A 22050-nucleotide genomic window follows, 5' to 3' on the forward strand; every position below is an offset into this window, starting at 1 on the left:
TTATCACAAAATGAGTTGATGACAAAAGACATTCAGAGCACCCTCATATAAAGATATAGCCACCGGACGACGGTAATAAAAGAATATACATATCACGGTACTTGCTACCTCCATTATTTTGGGGGGCTGTGTGACTCTTGGCAAAATAATAAGTATTAGCCTTAACTATATGAATGAAATATATACAGAGGCCAACGAAGAGAACACAAAAACGTACCAAAAGTCAATATACTGATGATACTCTCGAAAGAACAATTAGGAATAATAACGAATGTTAGAAATCAAACATCAGTCCAAATGAAAGTGCAAAACTAAACGGATGCTCGGAGTAATAGGTAGATATTTCTGATCCATTGTCTAACACATAAGAAACTGTCGGCTCTATAAAGACACCTACCTTCGTATTAAAATGATATGAAGCACCGGTCTTCAATCTCATACTGAAAGTAAATGGATGGCTGTGTATCGGACTACCACCGTATACACCATACGCCAAATAGTCCACAGCAATACCTGCTCCACCATAAAAGCTCCACCTATATGTTTTATAAAAATCAGCCTTTAGATCAAACGGAATGCCAATCATATGAAGACGCTGATCTTTCTCATTTCCTTCACTATAAAGGAAGGAGTATCTCAATCCGGTTTGTAAAGAGAATCTTTTGGTAAACTTGTAATTTACTTGAAGACCAACCACAAGTGGCAAACGATGCACAAGAGCTTCACCTTGATCATACAACTTGGCATGATTAGATTCTAACTTGTACACATTGATATTGTTATGGTCATTATCGTCAGGAGTATCATCCTCCGATGAGCCGGGTTTATCGTTTACACCATTAGAGCCGGGCCCATCCGGATCCTCCGGCATGAAACCTGTATCCGAAATACCATTGTTCAATGCTGAATTAGTCAGCCCTATTCCAAAATCTACGCTAAGCGAAAATCTCGAACTTTGCTTCTCTTTAGGCAAAGAAGATTGTGAGACAGAGACACTGAAAGAAGAATCTATTGCAGGTGAATCTATCCTCCTCTTAGAAGGCGGCTGATTGGTGGATTTAGAAGAATTTAAATGATTCTCATCTTCCAAATTATCAGGCACTACAATTTTATCTTCGCCATGGTCTGAGATCTCATATATCGTATATGGATTGATAGGCTCGCTCGATAAAACTGCTTTGGAAATAGATTTCACAGAAACCGTAGAAGAAGGAGCGGATCCCGAAAGTTTTTTCTCCTCCACACATGTTTTGGCAGTCCATTTATGACCTTCTTCCAAAGATGACGAGCTATTGTATTCGATTACTCCATTTCTAACAGGGTACAGAAATACTATCCCAAGAAGGATAACGACACACCATGAAACATAGGGAAGATAAACTCTCAATTTGAGATGATTATGACTTCTATCAAAGGCTCTATCAATGATGCTCCAAGCAGCTTTGAGATTGAAAAATACTGCAGGAATCAGCATAAAGAAGGATAGAAACTTTACCCAAAATGAGCTCTCTTCTTTCTTAGGCAACTTTGAAAGCAAATCCTCCCACCCCTTATCCTCATCAAAGGGGAGAAGTGGAGACTCATCGATCAGTTTGTTTCTGATACTATCGAGCCAATCTTTGCTTTTGTCATCTTGCTTCATTATACCTTCTTTAATTTGTTTATCTCCTTGCAAAGGAACTTCTTGGCCCTTGCCAACTGAGAAGAAGAGCTCTTTTCATTGATTCCAAGTTTCTTGGCAATCTCTTTGTGTGAGTAACCATCCACCACATACATCATAAAGATGGTCTTATATCCGGGAGGCAGTTGATCGATTAGAGCCATCAAATCGCCATAAGACAATGAATCCAAGAAAGATTCTTCAGGCTCTTCTTCCTCCAATTCCAAATCAACTGCTATCGCATCATCAAAAGAACAACAGTCCATCTTCTTGGAGTGTCTCAAAAACATCAAAGACTCGTTAATTACCACTCTTGTAAGCCAAGCCTTAAGAGATCCCTCCCCACGATACTTAAACTTCTCAATACGATCAAAAATTAATAGGAATGAGTCTTGCAATAAATCTTTTGAACTATCCAAATCAGATAAATATCGATTAATTACCCCCAACAAATAGTGCGAGTAGGTACAATACAGAAGTTTCATTGACTCCCGATCTCCCTTTTTACAAGCTTCCGCAAGGGCATCCTCCGATATGGTCAAGTTAGTTTGAATAGTACAAAGAATCTCTATTTACCTAAGTCAATGATAATCCTATGCATAATAGGATCATCGTAATATTTAAAATCACTTGGGTCTATCATCGAATACTTATCCCTATCAATAGTGTCCGAATACTTTTTGCCATCAAGAAGTATTGATTCTATAACGTTAGCACCATCGGCATAAAAGTAAAACTTGAGAACCCTCTCTTGACCGTCCGGGAAAGTAATCTTAAAGGTTTGGTAAGTCTTATGATCATTCGGATTAAACTCCCCAAAGCCCAAATAAATGCCGTTATCTGTTTGATTTTTCAAAACACATACTCCTTTGAAGAACTCCGGCCAGGCTCTCAAGCCATTTTTATTTTTATCAATCTCTCCCAAGTGAGTCTCTTTGCCATTGAAAGTAAACTTCAAAGACTTGTAATAGTCCATGGCAGAATCACTTTGAGGCACAGAACCTTGATTATCAACAATCTCTATGACAAAACAATTGTTCCAATAATCCCTAATCACATCTTCGTTTTCTTTCTTGTCACATCCACAGAATAAGATGGAAAGAAATCCAATCAGTAAAAATACGTTCTTCATTCGTCTGCAATTATATGTGGACTTGAATTATTCTTATCCTTCTACCTTCTTAAATGCAAAAAGCAAAAAATACTGCACGAGTACAGAAGGATTAGCTCAAAATAAAAACATACTCCGACTCCTGAGTAAGAGTAACTTCATGCCCATAACTCTCTTCATGAGCATAGTACAAAGCGATTGCTCTAAGTAAAGATCTTCTAAAAATCTGCTCTTTTTCTGCATCTAAACTTAGTTCGGGCAAATTAAGACCAAGGGTTAAAACACCTCTCTTATCCTCTTCCAGACCCTCTTTCTTCACCTCCCCAAAATATAATTCTGCACTGTACCAAGCATCATGAGAAGCGACCAAAACTGCAAGTAGCTGCATTGTTTGCTGACATTCTTCGTCTGCATTGTCATCCATATAAATCATAGAGGGATACACTCCATCATAGCCACAAGCATTAAGATATTCGGTCCATGGGAAATATTGCACTACCCTTCCCAGTCCCAATCTGGGAGCTCTAAAGTTTTGTCCGCCGAAGCAAGGCTCATCATCATCCATATCAAAAGGAGATGTATTCATGTTGTCGTCATTCATCTAAATATAGCTTATCTTTGTGCCAATAAAGGTATATATATTATATCACTTGGAAAGGAAAGATGATGAAGGTACAGCTATGGTTATTGTCGGGAGGACCAGTAACCACAAGTTGAAGTTCGAATCTTGTCATCACAATGTTATTAAGGCAGAGATAATTAAATGGGAAAAATTAATTGTATAGGCATTCTTACTTCCGGAGGAGATGCTCCCGGGATGAATGCAGCAATCAGAGCCGTCACAAGGGCTGCTTTGTATGAAGGGATAAAAGTCAAAGCTATTTATCGTGGATACAAAGGGTTGATTAGTGGAGAGATAAAGGAATTTCATACAGAAGATGTCAGCAACATCATCCTAAGGGGTGGTACAATCCTAAAAACTGCCAGATGCCAAGAGTTTGTAACTCCGGAAGGTCGAAAGATGGCTTACGATCGTTTGGTCGAAGAAGAGATCGATGCTCTTGTTGTCATTGGAGGTGATGGATCTCTTAGTGGTGCATCTGTCTTTTCTAATGAGTTTAATTATCCTGTGGTTGGGCTTCCCGGTACAATCGACAATGACTTATATGGTACAGATATTACAATCGGGTATACTACGGCACTCAACACCATTGTGGATGCAGTGGATAAAATCAGAGATACAGCATCCAGTCATGATAGGCTTTTTATTGTCGAAGTAATGGGAAGAGACGCCGGTTTCTTGGCGCTAAATGGAGCCATAGCAACCGGAGCTGAAGCTGCTGTCATCCCGGAGTGTAAATATGGTCCCGACCAGTTGATGTCATCCATTTCTCATGGTCTGAGAAGCACAAAAAATAGTAGCATTATACTTGTTGCCGAAAGTGAAATTACCGGAGGTGCCATGGGGGTAGCCAATCTCATCAAGGACAGATATCCAGATTATGATGTTAGAGTAACGATACTTGGACATATCCAAAGAGGTGGCAGTCCTTGTGCAACAGACCGAATCATCGCAAGTCAGATGGGAATAGAGGCTGTTAGAGCTATCCTCGAAGGACAAAGAAATGTGATGGTAGGAATTATGAATGGAGAAGTGGTCTATGTACCTTTCGACCGAGCTATCAAAGGAAACAAACCTGTAGGAGACAACATGCTCAATGCACTTGCTATTCTCTCCATCTAATACAGACAGACTGGCGGCAAAGTTTCAACAGAGGCTGGAGATCTGGTATGCAGATGTCTTTCGGCCTCTGCCTTGGCGTGCTACAACCGATCCTTATAAGATCTGGCTTAGTGAAGTGATCCTTCAACAAACAAGGATTGATCAAGGCACAGACTATTATCATAAGTTTATCGAAACCTATCCCACCATAAATGACCTTGCATCTGCAAAAGAAGACGAAGTATTGAAGCTATGGCAGGGATTAGGATACTATTCAAGAGCACGCAATCTTCTCAAAGCAGCAATCATTGTCAGGGACAACTACGATTGCACTTTCCCTACTGACTACAAAAAAGTATTGAAACTTCCGGGAATAGGGCCCTATACAGCTGCAGCAATTTTGTCTTTTGCTTTCAACATGCCTTACGCAACAGTCGATGGTAATGTATCGAGAGTAATAAGCAGAGTATTTGCCTATGAGAGCGCTATTGACAGCACAGAAGGTAAAAAAGAAATCGACCGCCTTGCAACAGAGCTAATCGACAAATCAGAACCAAGGATATACAACAATGCAATGATGGAGTTAGGAGCAACTTTATGTGTCCCTGACACTCCTCAATGCCCCAAGTGTCCGGTGAAAGATTTTTGCCGCGCCAACTATATGGGAATAGCCGAGATGCTGCCCAAAAAACAACCTAAAAGAAAAGCTAAACCAAGATTCTTTGAATACATACAGATAATAGATCCGGAGAAACAACTAATGCTTCTAACAAGAAGAGAGGGGAAGGACATTTGGAAAGGTCTGTATCAGCCAATCCTTATAGAGAGTAACTCCAATGAAGAGCCGGGAATGTTTATTGAACAGATAGAACAGGACAAAAGATTTGAGGAAATCAAAGAATTAAAGGTCAACAGCTTTACAGAAATAGAAACACATATTCTCAGCCACCAAAAAATTATGGCAAGGCTATACAGAGCTACAGCAAGCCTTCAAGAAGACCAAATATACCTACAAGGACAATACAAAGCAATCAAAATAGAAGATGCCAACAAGCTGGCTTTTCCTAAACTACTGACAAACCTATTCGAAAAGCCAAACAGTCTCTTCTAAGGGTGTCAATCACAAAAACTATCTATAAAACCATTTCACTTGATTTTCAATCTCACACAGAAATCATTGCTATTGAATAAAACTATTGCGACAACATCCAACTTGGATTTCATAAAACCACCTTCTAAATCGTAATCTAAGCATTTGCTGTTATTTGTTTTTTACCTCGCCTATACATTGTGATTGGGTTTATTGTCAGATGGCCAAACTTTCATCTGCATAGGGGATGAGAAACTCTCCATGATATTAAAGACGCTTTTGCATGCAAGGCATCTATCCCTACAGATAATAATCTAAGTCTCAGAGTGAGACCATTTATATCAGATAACCGACTTTGATCTTTGAGGGTGTGCTTTTCAAAAAGGTACGCAACTGCATAAATAAAACAATTGAATACACTAAAGATGCTCTTTTCAACTTTTCAGTGAGATACCACAAACAAAGATACCAAGCCTGTATACATTTACTCCTCAAAGCCAAAAATGTTGGTAGAACATCGAAGTATCACATACATTCAACTTCTCAAAGCCATTTGGAACTTTATAACTTCACACCAAAATGGTGGGGAAATTTAGTAGACGATAATCATTTCTAAGATTATAAAACGACGATATATAATCTATAAAGAAAACAATTCCTAATGACGGTCATTAGAACCTGCCATCTAACGACAAAACCGGATTCAAGACAAGTTTCACCCCATCCGGTTATATGACAAAAAGGGCTGCGTCAAAACAATGTTTGACACAGCCCCTTAATATAGAGCTAACAACTTCAGCTAATTACTTATTTAGCATCTGTTTTAGACTGACGAGCAGAATAGTTTACATTAAGAGCGTTAGCCTTACGCAACTGTTCCTTAACGTCAGAAATTACTTTCATATTAAGATCCTTATCACCCTTGATAGAAACCGTCATAAGTTTACGACGTTCATCTCTAATTTTACCCTCTTCAGTTTTTACATAAGTATAAACCTGTGATGGGTCTTGGGTAATCTGGTCATTTAGCTGAATACAAGGCTTAGAACCATACTTAGCTTGATAAGATTGCACCGGCTTACCTACATAAATGAAAGTAACCAATGATTTCTCTTCAAGTTTTGACAATTCAGTTGCATTCGGCAATTGACTATACTGAACTTTTGGTGTTACCTCACGGATTGTCGTTACCATCATAATAAAGAACAGAAAGGCAAACACCAAGTCAGGCAAAGATGACGTATTCAATTCCGGCATCTCTCGCTTACCTGCTTTACTAAATTTTCCCATATCTTATTCTTTACTTTAGATTAGACAAAGGCATTTCCGAAATGTGCATCGGATATGCTTCTACGACAGCCTTTTGCTTTGCAGGTGAAAGATCATCAAACTTCTGATGGAACTTTTCCTGAGCAAAATTATTCCAAACTTCATTGTAAGCCTTTAAGAGCTCATTCTGTACATTAATGTACATCTGGTAGCTTGTCTCAACCTCATTCTTAAGTGAGATTGCATAGCTTGAAGTAGTCAATTTAAGATTGCCCAAATAAGGAACTTCTCTAACCTCTTTCTCGGGAAGAGCAGGATCATCCTTAGGGTTCGTGATAAAATTGACAACAACATCTTTGAGTTCGTCAAGTCTTACGGGTATGGTTTGGTCACCGGCACCACCACCATTTCTATGAAACACGACAATCTTATCTTGTCGGTTCACCAACAAACGGAGGATGTTACGGTCATTGATCTCAACATCTTGTCTTTGTTGTTGCTTATCTGCCATCGGCGGCAGACGTCTCTTCAAACCTTTATCCGTATCCATTGAAGTCGTAATCAGGAAGAAGATAAGCAACATAAAAGCGATGTCGGCAGATGATGATCCGTTAATACCCGGCGTTTTTCTTTTCTTACGAGCCATAGCTTAATGTTTTCTTATAAATTCTGATTACTTCTTCAGCAAATTTTTGCGGATAGCACCCCAAATCAATGCGATAATAACCAATACGAACATTGTATAAATCGTATAGAGCCACATATCGGCAAGTTTTAGGGTTACATCATTGTTATATACTGCAGCATCAGCATTCAAAGGAAGCTTTGCGGTACTACCTACAGCGTAAGATATACCGAAAACAGCAACCAATAGAAGAACGCTTACCACAGATACTGTTGCCTTTTTAGCATTTGTTTGGAAAGATCTGATAAGACCTGAAACACTAAAGGCTACGGCAACTATCGCCGTTATGAAAAAGATGGCGTAGGTCCAGTAGAGCAGTATGTCTGTGTTGTTATAAATCTTCATTGATCCCTCCATGGTATAACCTCCAAGGAAGAAAAGAAGAAGTACAACAATAGATATACCAACCAAGGCCATCAATGTCCAAGAGGACACCTTTCTAATTTTTGATACAGCCATGGATGATATTATTTGTTAGATTTCAAATTGTATTTAATAACGAAGTCAATAAGAGAGATTGAAGCATCTTCCATTCTGTTTAGAATACCTTCAACCTTAGAGAGGATATAGTTGTAGAAGATCTGAAGGATCAAAGCAACAACAAGACCACCAATAGTAGTAATAAGGGCAACCTTCATACCACCTGCAACGACTGTCGGGCTAATATCACCTGCACGCTCAATGTTATCGAATGCAAGCACCATACCAACAACAGTACCCAAGAAACCAAGTGATGGAGCCATAGCGATGAAAAGTGTAATCCAAGAAAGGTTCTTTTCAAGAAGACCTCCTTGCACACCACCGTAAGAAACGATAGAGCGTTCAACAACATCTACGCCTTGATCGATTCTCATAAGACCTTGGTAAGCGATAGATGCGATAGGACCACGTGTATCACGCGCAATTGTCTTAGCACCTTCTACATCACCACGTTCGAGAGCTTCCTCGATTTGCTTTAGGAACTTCTCGTAGTTTGTATCAGCAAGGTTTAGGTAGATGATACGTTCCAAGCAGATAGCCAAACCAAGGATCAATGCAATAGCAACGAGAGCCATAAAGTCAGGACCACCTTCAATAAACTTTGTCTTAAGTTCTTGATGGAATGAACCTTCCTCGTCTGTTGTCATTTGATCAGCAGCAACAGTTTCAGCTTGTTGATCAACAGTAGAATCAGTTTGTTCTGTAGCAACAGTCTCTTGGTTAGAAGAATCTGCTGCAGTTTGCGCATCCTGAGCCAAAGCTGTAGAACTAAGACCTACAGACAAGGCAATGCATACGATACTAGCAAATAACTTTTTCATCGTGATTTGATTTTGAATTAATTGTTTTCTTTTATTATTCCTTTTTGTTTGCGGAGAGGGCGGGATTCGAACCCGCGAAACGCTTTTGGCGTTTACGCACTTTCCAGGCGCGCCTCTTCAGCCACTCGAGCACCTCTCCATAATCTACAAATCCACTTGCATCTTATTCAATCACAACGAGTTAAACAATATTACCCAGCGATACACCTCATAAAATGCTCCATAAAGGTAGTGACATTGTTCGGAAATACTCCGCAAATCTATATTATTTTCCTCACAATTACCTCATTTTGGGTCATTGTTCCCTAAAACCGGCGATAAATTTAATGCAAATAATCGATTTGTGTTCTCAACAAGCATATTTTTAAGATCCGATATATCAAGATTGTATATCTCAGCAATTTTGTTGACGACACTTACCACAAATGCCGGTTCATTTCTTTTGCCCCGATTTGGTACCGGAGCCAAGTAAGGAGCATCCGTTTCGACTAACAATCTATCTGTTGGGACCTTATGAATAAATTGAGGCAAATGACTTTTTTTGAATGTGAGCACACCATTTATTCCGACCATAAAGTTAGGATATTTCAATATCTCATCCAACTCTTCCTCGGTGCCTGTAAAGCTATGAAACACCCCTTTTACATTAGGAGCGACAGCCATAACAATATCAAGAGTTTGCAACACAGCATCACGAGTATGCAAGATCAGAGGCAGGTTTAATTGCTCAGCCCACTTGGCCTGAACTTTAAGAGCTTCTTCCTGCTGTTTTTGCAATGATTTGTCCCAATACAAATCCATACCCACCTCTCCTATCGCCACAAACTCATGTTTAGACAATTCCTTTTCAATAGACTGAAGTTGTGATAAATAAGCATCCTTGACTGATGTTGGATGCAACCCCATGGCCATCTTTGTACATTCGGGATATTGAGCATGCGTATTGTAGAGTCGTGATACAGAATCTTCAGCAATATTTGGGAGAATCATCAGTTTGACTCCTTCCTCCAAAGCTCTTTTTACTACCTCATCCCGATCAGCATCAAATTCGGGCTCAAAGATATGAGTATGCGTATCTACTATCATCCTACATCTTTCTATTTTCCAATCCCTGAAGAAGAGTTTTCAGGTCAGCAACATCATATCCTTTTGACTCCAACTTCTGCAACGAATCTAAGGCCTCTTGATTGAATTGTGCAATCATATTGCGAGCCATCTGAGGGATCTTCAAATCTTCGTATAAGGCAGTAAACCAATTTATTTTCTCGAGCTGCTCGGGCGTTCTGTCTCTCATCTCGACAGCATCAGCAGAGACAACATTGATCATACGACGAGTTGCCTCTTCACGCTGAACAGGAGAAGCCTTCTCAAGCGCACTTATAAGCATAAATGTCTTCTTATTGTTGAGAATATCCCCACCGGTTGGTTTCCCTAACACTTTAAAATCAGCATACACATCCAGATAATCATCCTGAAGTTGAAAAGCCAAACCCAATGCCACTGCAAAATTATATATAAGAGCAGCATCTTCATCTGATGCACCACCGGCTATTGCCCCCATAAGAGCTGAATAGGCCGGAAGTTCAGCAGTTTTGAGACGTATCATCTGCAAATATTGATCTACCGATACATCATCTGTTTCTTCAAAAGCCACGTCGTATTGCTGTCCCTCACAGACCAAAAGAGCCATTTGAGTAAAAAGAGGATATATCTTAGCCAACAAAGCCTTATCCTTCACCTTATTGAGTTCCTCATATGCCATAAGCAACATAGCATCACCCGATAAAATAGCTTGATTACTTCCCCATCGTTTAAAAACGGTCGGTTTATTTCTTCTTATTGGGGAAGCATCCATTATATCGTCATGAATAAGCGTGTGATTGTGATAAATTTCAACAGCTGAAGCAATAAAAATAGCATCATCAGTATCTCCAAATAGTTTGGCACTGAGACAACACAACATTGGCCTAACCCTTTTACCTCCGGAACCAAGTGTGTAAAATACAGGTTCATAGAGACCAAAGGGAGCGCGCTGACTATTATAAATCTTTGATAAATGAGATTCGATATGGGTAATAAGCTCTTTACTTGTCATACGAAGATAGCTTATAGATTAGGATAAAATTAGTGAGGAGAATAATTGGTCTTTGAATTTAGGAGAAAAGACAATTCCACCGACAAAAACAACAGAGCAGATATAAAAAAGAGACTGACCCCAAGATTGGGAGCAGCCTCTTTATATATGTATATCCAGGCCTGCCTATAACGGCATGGCTCCATTTTATCAGTTTCTAAGCTGGAATACAACCGGAAGTGTAAACCTTGTTCTTACAGGTTTACCACGCTGCTTACCAGGCTTCCATTTCGGCATATTGCTAACCACACGGATAGCTTCTTTGTCGAGTGAAGGGTCTACACCACGTACAACCTTAACGTCTGTAGCAGAACCATCTTTCTCAACAACGAACTGAACGATCACACGACCGGATACATTGTTTTCGATAGCTGCTTCAGGGTAGCGTACATTCTTGCTTAGCCACTTCATCAATTCACCAGCACCACCGGGGAACTCAGGGTTTTCTTCAACAACAACGAAGATCTGTCTGTCATCTTCCTCTTCCTTCTGAACCGGCTTTACAACAACTGGAGGAGGTGGAGGCAACTGACGATCTTGGTCTGCTGACACAAGAGATACCTTTTCAACCTTTTGGCTGTTGTCAACAACCTTAAATTCATCAGGCAACTGAACTTCCTGAACGGGAGCTTCTTCCGGCTCCGGCTGCTCTTCTTGCTGTTGTGGGTCTTCAACAACAGGAGCATCATCGATGTCTGCGATGTTCAACTTGTCTTGTACCTGCACTTCAATCTCATCGTACGAACGAAGTTCTAAGAACACGTATACGATGGATAATGCAAGCACCAATCCAAGAAGAAAGGAAAGGAACTTGCCTTTCTCTAAGTCCGCTTTAGGCGATTTCTTGATTTCCATATATGCTTTCTATGTTTGATATTTCAGCTTTTGGGCAAAAATACAAAGTTTTTCTATCAAAATGCACTTTCTAAAGTCACATTCTTCGTGACAGACCAACTTTACATGCTTCAAAGATAGTACCAAAAGTAATACAACTAAATGAATTTCTTAAGGTATCTATAAAAATAGGATATAGACAAATAGATTAACACTCTAAAATACAAATAGTTATAATCTATTTCCATTTTATTGAAACAAAAATATAAGAGTTTATGATTCAAACTTCCTATTGTTTAAAATCCTTTTCGGTTATCTTTTGGATGAATGTCGCACAAACAGCTCGCACGCCCCTTAGTCAGACTCAAAAAAGTTCAAAACAATTTCATACATACAACCCCATAAGGAATCATATTCAAGATGAAGTTAAATCCTCTTGCGGAAGACAAAGCTAAAAAGAGTATTTGGAATAACAATTCCATAACGAACTATTATGCACCATTATCAAGGAAAAGAATACCCATAGGAAGTCTGACTGCAAAATCAAGGGCTGCGACCTCTCTTTGATCTGTCACAGCCCTTACAAATCTATTTTATAAGCGTTTAGATAATTTGATTATAGTGCAATCTCTTCAACATTCTCTACTGTATTGCCCAATATATCGGTATCACTATACCTATTAACAAAGGCTACAATATGGACATTCGAAAGGTTACAATCTTTTGGAGGAGCAAAACTCTTTGACTCAAAACTAAAAGAGCCATCATCTTTGATTTTAATCAAATCTCCTTGTGCTGAAGTAAAATAACCTCTTACAACATGATCGAGTTTATCTCTTGTTATTGGCTTGGGATTGATCACCCCATCTTCAGTCATCACTACGGTTAAGAAATAATCTTGTGAAGTGACAGGTACAGATGGGACAAACTGTCCGGTGACAACCACACTGATAGTTCCGCCCGTTTGAGTTGGCTTTATTTGCAATTTCACAACTGATTTTAAGTCCTTTAGGACAGACCAAAAGGTATCATTGAAGCGTTTTTCTGACGCATAAGAACCAATACTGATCATTGGTCCGACATTAGACTTATTGACCGGGTCATTATAGGACATTCGATTGAGCATAATGGCCGGTGTAAATTGGCCTTGTTTACCCCAAAAAGGAGCATAATATTCAAACTGAGGCAATGTAAAATCATCATTCTTATAACCATAATGGATAGAAAGATTCACTATTCTTGAATCATACATAGGCTTTGAAAACTGACGTTCATAAAATGGTTCAGCAACCATTTCGCAGGCACCGCATCCAATACCGGTAAAGCATTCTGCCAACACCTTTCGATCGTACAGATTTTCAGCTACAACTTTTATTGGGACTCTGCAAATCAATGCACCAGAACGAGCAATCAATTCTGTCTCGCCCTCTTTTAGTCCTTCTACCATAACCCCATCCAACTTCGCAATTCGATCGTCAGCGACCTGAAGGACCGGCTGCAAATCCTTAGGCTTAGATATCACTTTGAGAGATATTTTTTGACCTATTACCAAATTGATCTGCTCAGGTTCTACCTTTAGAGTATTCTCCTCTTTATCCTCTTTGGAACAAGAAAGGAGTGTAACTAAGGTCAATAAGAAAAATAAAATACGAAGATTCATAGCTTAAATAATCACTTTATGCATAGCAATGCCATCGGAAGAGACAACCTTAACGATATATTCGCCCTTCGGCAACTTATGCAATGGGTTCAACATAACACCATCCATTCTAAAGACATAAACCTCAGCTCCAATTATGGGATCAATAACACCATCAGTTATATGCAATCTTGGAGCATAAGAGACTTTTTCCATAGAAAGAGGGAAGAAAGAATAAGGTGTTTCTGTTGCATTAAGTATACCATTGTTATTGAGATTTTGTGGATCATAGAAATGCACAAAAGCAACAAAAGCGGTATTCTTAGGTACAACCGGAGCAAGACCATTCAATAGATCAGAAGGAAGTCTAAAACTTTTCTGATAAATGTACTTTCCACTTGCATCCACATTCAATAGTTCTCCCTCGGGAGCAGTTACATAATATCTTACAGCCTCATTGTGTAAATACGATTTATTCTCACTGCTCGAAAGTCCTCTCTGATTGCGTGCCTTTATTCCATTTTGAATCATACATATAGTAATATAGGGCGCAAGATCTTTTGGTTTGTCCGGAGAAATAACCCCCTCGGCACGAAGTTCGATCATACCATCTGAAGATGTACCGGTCTGAAGATCGATTGTTGCATAAGCCGGCATCTCCATTGTTTCTTGAAGTGCAGCGAGAATATTTTCAACAGAATTGACCTGCGTAATACCCCTTCTCTGACTTACGGATGTCAAGCTATAATTATCCATATTACGATCGATAAACAAACTCGGACTAAAACCTCCACCTAAGAAAAACCTATTGAGATAGACCTCCCCATCGGCTGTCAAAAAGTCTGTAGAAGAGCCACTATGATGATTGATCAAGATAGGTCTATACTGTGCAGCTTTCTCCAAAGCAGCCTCCACCACCCTATGGCCTCTGGGACAACCTGTACACTCTTCATTAGAAAAGAGCTCTACCAATGGACGCCTTACAATAGGATCGCTCCTCAACAAGGTGACTTTTTTGACTGCTTCATAGGCCAGCGGATTATGTACATCGTTGACCTCAACAACTTTGACCCCAATCTCAATTGAATGTAAAGATTCATATTTCTTCAAATCAACATCAATTTGAGGATGAAGGATTTCTATCTTGGAGGATTTAGCCAAAAGGGGTTTAGACAGGTGAAGTTTATAAGACTTTGTCTCTTCGCCTATTCTAATTTGCAATGTAACAGACTTAATTGGATTGAGGCCCGGATTTCTAATTTCTAACGGTATATCCGGCTGGCTATTTAACTTCATAACCGACTTCAAAGCAATCCTATTAAGAATGGCCATATTGCCAAGTAAATTATCCGGTCCGCTTACCACTAACTGTATCGGTAAACTATTGTATGACATTTGGGTAGCATCCATCCATTGTCCTTCAAGACAAATCCAAAAACTTCCGGGCAAGGATCCGGTAGGATCAAGCATAACAATATCTTTTTGAGGGTCACGGCATATAAAGTCATATCCCATATAATAATACCCCTCTTCTGCCTCTTCCAAGTTGTCTATCGCCAAGGGAGCCTTAAAAAGGGCCTCATTCCAATCATTCGTTGTATGCAATTTGGCAATTGACCCACTTATTCTTTTGTATTTATTGCTTCGCAAAGAGGTTTTGACCTCATCTTTAAACTCAGCACACGCAAAACGCAATCCCAAAATTTGGCACCCTTTGAGGCCTTTTATCATTTCAGCAGGGATCTGACTTTGTACTTGTACCAATGTATTGGGCGTATTGAATGCCATTGAAACCTGCGAATTTACCGTTTTGGGATAGCTAAATCCAATGTAAGCTTTAGACTGTGCAGACAATTGATTTGCTCCAATCAAACAACTGACTAAAGCAGAAAACAATGTCAAGCCTACAGGCCAAAGCCTGGAATGTATCATTTTAGAAAACATAGTATTATGATTATGCAGAAATACAAATACCGACTTTATAATCCAACAGTACAGCCATTCCATCGGCCTCCATGTCTTATAAAGTCGGCATCTCTTTTTGATATTACTTTCTTACTCTTTTCAAAATCCTCATAGCTCTGCGATTATGATTGACCTTCTCAGTCTGACCATCGCAATTGTATGATAATTGGGTAGTCTCATCAAGATACCACTCATCATAGACATCTTTATTAAGTGGCAAAGTCAAATCTTCACTCACCTTGATACATTTCAACTCAGGATTGTCATAGGCAGAAAGATGCTTGATAGCACTGGTATTCCCGTTGTCCAAACGCAATGAGATAAGTTTATTCCCATTTACCTCCACATGATTAAGCGCAGACTGATTTGACAAATCAATAGCCTTTATATTACAATCTCTTGCAAAGAAATTTATAAGTTTAGAAGTCTTAGTGATGTTTATACCGGTAATTCCCCTATTACCTCCGATAGACAAATCGATAAGTTTTGTCATTCCATCAATATTGATCACGCCGTTATTGACGTATTGACCATTCTCTTCCGGGTCAACATTGGTCGCACTAAACTTTTGAATGTTTTTGTATTTGTTCAAAATTGGCTGGATAAGCACTCGAGATTCATCAAATGTAATATCTTCGATACGAGGCATTTCTGACGGCCAACTGATACCATTGTCCGAAAGATTTTTAGCTCCATATACATGAAGTACCTGAAGTTTTGAACAACCGGACAAATTAATAGACTTAATCTTGGGGGCATTGATTACATCCTCTATAATCAGACCGGTCAGTTCTCGACAGGAAGAAAAGTCAAGGGAGCTACTTTCTACCCATGAAATATATGCTCCATCAAGATGAGGAATGGTTGTGAGATCCAGTTTAGAAACAGCAGGAAGGTCACTCAACATAATGTTGGTAAGTTTTGGAAGTTTATCAAAATCTATCTTCTTCAAAGTCTTACAGCCTCTAACCATAAGAGCCATTGCATTAGGGAACCACTTAAGATCCTCTGTTGATTGCAATGACCTTCTTGACTTCTCTACACCATCTTCAATTTCTATAATATCAAACAGAGCTAAAGTATTTTCTTTCCCGGTCAAACGAGCTGCCTCTTTTTTAGAAATCTCTCCATCACCATTATAGTCAATACATCCCAAAACAGCGCCATCTTCGGTAGGAAGGCCCTTGACTACACACTCTTTAAAAACAGGATCGACAAACGAGATCAAATCTTTGGAACTGACCAAAACCTTCACTGAAGCAGTCTTACCCTTAGCCGAAACGGTAAGCTCTGTTGCACCCTCTTCAACACCGTGAAGAATACCATCTTTTGAGACGGATGCCACTGATGAATTTGCAACTTTAAAATCAGCCTGCACACCTACGGGCAAACCATTTACGGATACCTTAAGATCCTCTCCCTCATTAACTCTTAATGGATTAGGAGATATAGACAAATCTCCTACCGGAGCCTCATTAACAGTGACCATTACAGTCGCTTTAGCTCCATCTTTCGTAATAGCTTCAACTTGTGTTTCACCTTTCGAAACCCCGGTTATAACACCATCGCTCACTGTGGCAATAGATTCATTCAAAGATTTCCAAGTCGCCGGACCTTGTGTTTCAGGCTCGATGATTGCCAAAACCTTTGCCGTTTCTCCCACATTAACTGTCACCTTATCAGGCGATACAGTAATAGTTGTTGCCTTATCATCCTTGCTGCATGAAGAAAATGCAAAACAAGTCAAGACAAGGATTGAAAAAGACAAAACTCTTCTAATACTTGCATTCATGATTTTTGAATTGATTATAAATAAAACATATTCACCTAATATCGTTCAATAGCATATAGCCTAAGGTATATCCTCTTTGATTTGCAATAGTTCATGTGTCAAGCAACAAATCACATATAAGATATGGACCTTCTGTATACAACTTCAGACCAGCTGTAATACATGACTTTTCACAAAGGTATAAAAGAATTTATAAACAACTAATTATACTCCCAGGTAATAGATAAGATCTTAAAAGGGTTGGTACACCGAAACTACGATAGGTATTAAGGAAAAGGAAAGCATAAAAAGAGGTGCACAAACCTGTACACCTCTTTTTATGCTTTGATTAGTAGACTTTAGTCGTCTATCTTCACAATGTCACATCAAATCAATAGTTCTGAGCCATTGGTTGGAAATAAGATTGTGGATGCTTGCAAGATGGACATTTTGCAGGAGCCTGTTTAGCTTCTACTACATAACCACAGTGGCGACATTGCCATAGGATAGCCTCTTCTCTCTTAAAGACTGTATCTGTCTTAACACGATCGAGAAGTTTTAGATATCTCTGCTCATGCTGATATTCAGCCTTAGCAATCTGCTTAAAAGTATTAGCAATATCTCTAAAGCCCTCTTCTTCTGCAATCTTTGCAAATTCAGGATAAAGTTCTGACCACTCTTCATTTTCACCACCGGCAGCAGCTTCCAAATTTTCTGCTGTTGTACCAATGATACCTGCGGGATACATTGCTGTAATTTCTAGCATTCCACCCTCAAGATACTTAAAGAAAGTCTTAGCATGTACTCTCTCTTGTTCTGCAGTTTCTGTAAAGATAGCTGCGATCTGCTCGAAACCTTCTTTCTTTGCTACACTAGAAAAATAGGTATATCTATTACGAGCTTGTGACTCACCTGCAAATGCCTTCAATAGGTTTTGCTCTGTTTTTGTTCCTTTAATGGACTTTTCCATATCTCAAAAATTTAAATACTAACAACTATATAAATATAATATTGTACAACAATATAACAATAAATTGGTATCAACACCCTCCATTCGCCCAAATACACATACGAAAGAGCACCAACACCTCTACAAATGTAGACTTTAAATTTGTGGATTACAATAGATTTATCCACATCCCTCGGTAAAAGATACCTACATTTAGGTAACAATAAATGATATAAGATTGTTCATATTGTCTCACTAAAAACTGTTTTTGATCCGGCAACAATTCTCCAAGATAGTCGCAATAGCCATTGTCCAATACAATATCTACACAAGGCAACTTCACAACAGAGCTTCACAAATCAACTATTGCCATATTGTCAATAATACTGCCAATATGACAAAAAGCATAAATAAACCTTATTGGCACAGCTATTGCTTTATACCATAGTGAAAGGTGATTGAATAATTACCTAACAATTAGACAGACAATATAATCTGTTTAAAGTAAATAGAAAGTATAATAAATAAAAAAGGAGATAAAATTATGATGCCTATTAAAAGAACAAATGACTGGTTACCCAGCATGTTTAATGATTTTTTCAGTAATGACTGGATGGCTCAAACTAATGCAACTGCCCCGGCAATCAATGTAATTGAGAACAAGGATGGCTATCAAGTTGAAGTAGCAGCACCCGGCATGAACAAAGAAGACTTCAAGCTTCACATTGACGAGAACAACGATCTTGTTATTTCAATGGAAAAGAAAGAAGAAAAGAAGGAAGAAAGTGATGGCGATCAAAAGCCACGCTATTTGAGAAGAGAGTTTTCTTACTCTAAGTTTAGACAGACTCTAATCCTTCCCGAGAACGTCGATCACGACAAGATTGAAGCTTCTATGAACGATGGAGTTCTTACTATCCAAATTAAGAAACTCACACCGGAAGAGCTTAAAAAGTCAACAAGAGAGATTACTATTAAGTAAGCACTCTTAACTTATAACTAAAGGGAAGCAGCAAGTTGAATCCTCCAAGATTCACTGCTGCTTCCCTTTTTTTATTTCATAAGCCTATTGTAAAGGCCTTAATTGTCGGGATTACACCAATCTCACTCCTCTGAAAAGAATGATCTGATTGGGATGGATCAATCCTCATTATCCGAAGAATTAATCTCCACTTTGATCAATTTGAGCTTTTCTTTTGTGAGCTTTATGTCTTCTTCCAGTCTTTTCTTTTTACGCTTCATATCATCGACCAACTTATTGCCTCCCTTGCTATCAACCGTGAAGCAACTTAAATTGTGCTCATATGTATGAAGTTCCTGCTTCATCCGATCAAGGATGCGACCTATACGATCTCTTTCCCTAAACAATGCATTTTTAGAACTATCTGCTATCTCTTTGAGAGACTCACTGTAGTTGTCCAGTTTTCTGTGATTTCTATCCAACTTCAATTTATTATACAAATCATCAGAAGCCTTTCTAAAAGCCTCTTTGATATTGTCTTTCTCCTTGTAAGGAACAAAGCCGATCGATCTAAACTGACTCATCAAGGAAGATAGTTGTTCTCTTGCAATATTCTCATCCTCTTCATTCATCAAGGCCTCAAGCTTGGCAATAATTTCTTTCTTCGCTTTAAGGTTTTCCTTAAACTCTCCTTGACCTTGAGAAAAGTTTTCCTTTTTTCTTTCGAAGAACTTGTCACAAGCAGATCTAAATCTATCCCACAAAGTCTGGTTATACTTTCTATGTACGGGACCTACCTCTTTCCAGTCTTTCTGCAGCTTGATAAGCCTGTCTGCAGTAACCTTCCAATCAGTACTATCTTGCAAACTTTCTGCTTCATCAACCATCGCTTGCTTCTTTATGTAGTTTTGATCAAGTTCGCTGCGTCTTCTGGAGAAGAAAGTACTCTTATTGGCAAAATATGCATCGCAAGCAGCACGGAATCGAAGATAAATTTTTTCGTTTTCCTTCTTAGGCGCAAAACCAACAGTTTTCCATTCCTTCTGCGTATCAATAATAAGCGTTGTAGCTTTCTTCCAGTCACCCGGTTGTTTGAGATTGTCTGTATTGATAGCCTCAATCCTCTCGCAAAGCGATTTTTTCTTTTCAAGGTTTTCTTCCTCTTTGGCTTTAATCTTTTCGAAAAACTCTTGATGACGCTTATTAACCTTAGAAGAAGCCTCCTTAAAGCGAGCCCAAATACTGTCTCTCAAATCCCTGGCAACCGGTCCAATCTCTTTCCATTGTCTGTGCAAAGTTTGCAACTGGCGAGCTGCACCAATCACATCATCACTTTCGGACAAAGCCTCAGCCTCTTCACAGAGAGCAGTTTTTGACTCAAGATTCTTCTTAAAGTCATATTCTCTAAATTCCTCATTGATCTGCTTAAGGTCGTAAAATTGCTCTACATACTTGCTATAAGTAGATTGAAGCTCGTCTGCAACATTATCGGGGACATCTCCGGTTGCATCCCAATTCTCACGAAGCTGTCTAAACTCAACTATAATCTTCCCAAACTCATCTGTACAGACAAGCAGTTTCTTAAGCTGTTCGATCAAAGCCTGCTTTTTCTCAAGATTGGCTTCTTTTTTAGCCTCTTCTTCTTCACGAATCTTTTGAGACTTATCCTTAAAAGAGGACAACAAATCTTTCAGACGCTCTTCATGCACCTCGATTTTATCATTGATATCCTCCTTAAATTCTGCTCCCTCTTTCTGAATCTTATTTTCAACATACACCTTACGGCGATAGAAGGCTTTTTTATAAACATCAACCTCTTGTCGTGTGGGAAATGGATCTCTCTGCAAAAGAACAGCTAAAGCTTCCACAAGCTCTGCAGCATTTTTATTGGAGAGATCAGGTTCCTGACTGCTTCCAGATTGATTCATATAATATTGTTCACGATCCAAGCCATCGTCTTGTGGCTCAATATGAGAGTTTGTTGTCATTTCCATATAATAAAACCTTCTTTTTAGTTATGCCTATCCGGCTTAAGAAAGACATTCTCATCTCCAGATAAGCAATTAATGTGAATGTCTCCTACAAATTTAGGCAATAATTTTGTTTATACACTATTTTTATAAAAGGAGATTAAAGAATTTGAATAGTTAAAAATGACGCTTCGGAGTATATACTTCGAGCATATCTACAATCTTTTCAGAGAAAGAGATTCACCAATATTGAGCTTCAAACAAGCTACAAATCATTCTTAATCAACTACACTCTTGACCGGCAAAAGAAGCTATTGGCTATCAAATTAGATAAATAATGTAAATACACAAAGGCGTTTTTTGACCTAAAAACAACCCATTATTGAGGTCAAAAAATGGCCATTTCTTCTATAAAAACTGAGCGAAGGGAGATTTATCGGTATTGCTAAATGTTAATTTATATAAAGCGCTATTTTTATTTGTCTTTCGCACACTTAAAAATCGACTTTAGGCCGCCTTTTTTGGAAGGTCGCGCGACTTGCAATCCATTCTCGCGCGACCTTATTTGTTAAAATAGCGCATAAATAAAGCCCGTTTTGTACTATAAAACGGGCAAAGTCGGCATGAAGGTCAGGTTACCCTAACCCTCGAACTTAAGATTTTGGGGTTGAATCAGTGCTGTTTGAGCAGCTTTTTGAGCATTAGATACGGTAACAGTATTTAACAAATAAACCTCTCTATTGACGAGCTTCACAGCCCATAAATAAAGAGCTTTGTTAAGATCATATTTGATAGTTACCGAGTCATTGATTTGTTGCTCGTTGACAAGACATATCTTACCCCCTTGGAAGAACACTCCTCCAAGCGAAATCATCATCAAAAGTATGGTAAGTAATATGCTTATCTCCATGGTTCTCTTTATATTTTAGTGACTAAGGTACTAAAAAGGATTCTCTTTAGCAATGACTAAGCATTTGAAAAACACACG

The 22050-nt window shown here is 38.8% G+C and carries 21 protein-coding genes and 1 tRNA gene; 4 read left to right on the plus strand and 18 right to left on the minus strand.

Annotation, left to right across the window (positions count from 1 at the left end; all coding sequences use genetic code 11):
- Positions 1-274: 274 nt before the first annotated feature.
- The 4 genes from ACFO3G_RS03030 to ACFO3G_RS03045 form a co-directional block, all read right to left on the minus strand.
- The gene (locus ACFO3G_RS03030; protein WP_380077879.1) at positions 275-1642 is read right to left on the minus strand and encodes a hypothetical protein; all 1368 of its coding nucleotides are present in this window, start codon (positions 1640-1642) and stop codon (positions 275-277) included.
- Positions 1642-2145: an RNA polymerase sigma factor gene (locus tag ACFO3G_RS03035; protein WP_380077881.1), complete on the minus strand. Its 504-nt coding sequence runs from the start codon at positions 2143-2145 to the stop codon at positions 1642-1644. The genes ACFO3G_RS03030 and ACFO3G_RS03035 overlap by 1 nt, the downstream gene beginning before the upstream one ends.
- An 83-nt stretch (positions 2146-2228) precedes the next feature.
- Positions 2229-2792: a hypothetical protein gene (locus ACFO3G_RS03040; protein ID WP_380077883.1), complete on the minus strand. Its 564-nt coding sequence runs from the start codon at positions 2790-2792 to the stop codon at positions 2229-2231.
- A gap of 91 nt (positions 2793-2883) precedes the next feature.
- Complete coding sequence (locus ACFO3G_RS03045) at positions 2884-3372, minus strand: hypothetical protein (protein ID WP_380077885.1); 489 nt, start codon at positions 3370-3372, stop codon at positions 2884-2886.
- A 162-nt stretch (positions 3373-3534) separates the two neighbouring features.
- On the opposite strand from ACFO3G_RS03045, the gene pfkA reads away from it, so the two are divergent.
- Together pfkA and mutY are read left to right on the plus strand one after the other, a co-directional pair.
- A complete protein-coding gene (pfkA, locus tag ACFO3G_RS03050; RefSeq protein ID WP_380077887.1) occupies positions 3535-4515 on the plus strand; it encodes a 6-phosphofructokinase in 981 nt (326 codons plus the stop codon).
- Complete coding sequence (mutY, locus tag ACFO3G_RS03055) at positions 4490-5605, plus strand: A/G-specific adenine glycosylase (protein ID WP_380077889.1); 1116 nt, start codon at positions 4490-4492, stop codon at positions 5603-5605. The genes pfkA and mutY overlap by 26 nt, the downstream gene beginning before the upstream one ends.
- A 786-nt stretch (positions 5606-6391) precedes the next feature.
- Here mutY and ACFO3G_RS03060 read toward each other — a convergent pair.
- The 8 genes from ACFO3G_RS03060 to ACFO3G_RS03095 form a co-directional block, all read right to left on the minus strand.
- Positions 6392-6874, minus strand: a complete 483-nt coding sequence (locus ACFO3G_RS03060) for an ExbD/TolR family protein (RefSeq protein ID WP_380077891.1) — start codon at positions 6872-6874, stop codon at positions 6392-6394.
- Positions 6875-6884: 10 nt separating this feature from the next.
- Positions 6885-7499 carry an ExbD/TolR family protein gene (locus ACFO3G_RS03065; protein WP_380077893.1) on the minus strand — a complete coding sequence of 205 codons (615 nt, stop codon included), beginning with the start codon at positions 7497-7499 and terminating at the stop codon, positions 6885-6887.
- Positions 7500-7526: 27 nt separating this feature from the next.
- Positions 7527-7997, minus strand: a complete 471-nt coding sequence (locus tag ACFO3G_RS03070) for a hypothetical protein (protein ID WP_380077895.1) — start codon at positions 7995-7997, stop codon at positions 7527-7529.
- Positions 7998-8005: 8 nt separating this feature from the next.
- Positions 8006-8839, minus strand: a complete 834-nt coding sequence (locus tag ACFO3G_RS03075; RefSeq protein WP_380077897.1) for a MotA/TolQ/ExbB proton channel family protein — start codon at positions 8837-8839, stop codon at positions 8006-8008.
- A 51-nt stretch (positions 8840-8890) separates the two neighbouring features.
- Positions 8891-8978: transfer RNA gene (locus ACFO3G_RS03080), tRNA-Ser, on the minus strand.
- Between the two features lie 146 nt (positions 8979-9124).
- Entirely contained in the window at positions 9125-9925 is an 801-nt protein-coding gene (locus ACFO3G_RS03085; protein ID WP_380077899.1) for a TatD family hydrolase, read from the minus strand.
- A 1-nt stretch (position 9926) separates the two neighbouring features.
- On the minus strand, positions 9927-10934 hold the full coding sequence (locus tag ACFO3G_RS03090) for a polyprenyl synthetase family protein (RefSeq protein ID WP_380077901.1): 1008 nt from the start codon (positions 10932-10934) through the stop codon (positions 9927-9929).
- A 189-nt stretch (positions 10935-11123) separates the two neighbouring features.
- Positions 11124-11828 (minus strand): energy transducer TonB, encoded by a 705-nt coding sequence (locus ACFO3G_RS03095; protein ID WP_380077903.1) that lies wholly within the window; start codon positions 11826-11828, stop codon positions 11124-11126.
- 399 nt (positions 11829-12227) lie between these two features.
- On the opposite strand from ACFO3G_RS03095, the gene ACFO3G_RS03100 reads away from it, so the two are divergent.
- Entirely contained in the window at positions 12228-12374 is a 147-nt protein-coding gene (locus tag ACFO3G_RS03100; protein WP_380077905.1) for a hypothetical protein, read from the plus strand.
- 49 nt (positions 12375-12423) lie between these two features.
- Here ACFO3G_RS03100 and ACFO3G_RS03105 read toward each other — a convergent pair whose 3' ends face one another.
- The 4 genes from ACFO3G_RS03105 to rbr form a co-directional block, all read right to left on the minus strand.
- Positions 12424-13467, minus strand: coding sequence for an Omp28-related outer membrane protein (locus ACFO3G_RS03105; RefSeq protein ID WP_380077907.1), 1044 nt, complete (start codon positions 13465-13467; stop codon positions 12424-12426).
- Positions 13468-13470: 3 nt separating this feature from the next.
- The gene (locus ACFO3G_RS03110) at positions 13471-15378 is read right to left on the minus strand and encodes a hypothetical protein (protein ID WP_380077909.1); all 1908 of its coding nucleotides are present in this window, start codon (positions 15376-15378) and stop codon (positions 13471-13473) included.
- Between the two features lie 115 nt (positions 15379-15493).
- Positions 15494-17203: an Ig-like domain-containing protein gene (locus ACFO3G_RS03115; RefSeq protein ID WP_380077911.1), complete on the minus strand. Its 1710-nt coding sequence runs from the start codon at positions 17201-17203 to the stop codon at positions 15494-15496.
- 370 nt (positions 17204-17573) lie between these two features.
- Positions 17574-18152 carry a rubrerythrin gene (gene rbr, locus ACFO3G_RS03120; protein WP_380077913.1) on the minus strand — a complete coding sequence of 193 codons (579 nt, stop codon included), beginning with the start codon at positions 18150-18152 and terminating at the stop codon, positions 17574-17576.
- 523 nt (positions 18153-18675) lie between these two features.
- On the opposite strand from rbr, the gene ACFO3G_RS03125 reads away from it, so the two are divergent.
- Entirely contained in the window at positions 18676-19113 is a 438-nt protein-coding gene (locus ACFO3G_RS03125; protein ID WP_380077915.1) for an Hsp20/alpha crystallin family protein, read from the plus strand.
- A gap of 158 nt (positions 19114-19271) precedes the next feature.
- On the opposite strand, the gene ACFO3G_RS03130 is transcribed toward ACFO3G_RS03125, so the two are convergent.
- Together ACFO3G_RS03130 and ACFO3G_RS03135 are read right to left on the minus strand one after the other, a co-directional pair.
- The gene (locus ACFO3G_RS03130) at positions 19272-21086 is read right to left on the minus strand and encodes a DUF349 domain-containing protein (RefSeq protein WP_380077917.1); all 1815 of its coding nucleotides are present in this window, start codon (positions 21084-21086) and stop codon (positions 19272-19274) included.
- Between the two features lie 616 nt (positions 21087-21702).
- A complete protein-coding gene (locus ACFO3G_RS03135) occupies positions 21703-21972 on the minus strand; it encodes a hypothetical protein (RefSeq protein WP_380077919.1) in 270 nt (89 codons plus the stop codon).
- Positions 21973-22050: the final 78 nt, after the last annotated feature.

The organism is Falsiporphyromonas endometrii (assembly GCF_042654485.1).
In the GTDB taxonomy this organism is placed as follows: Bacteria; Bacteroidota; Bacteroidia; order Bacteroidales; family Porphyromonadaceae; genus Porphyromonas; species Porphyromonas endometrii.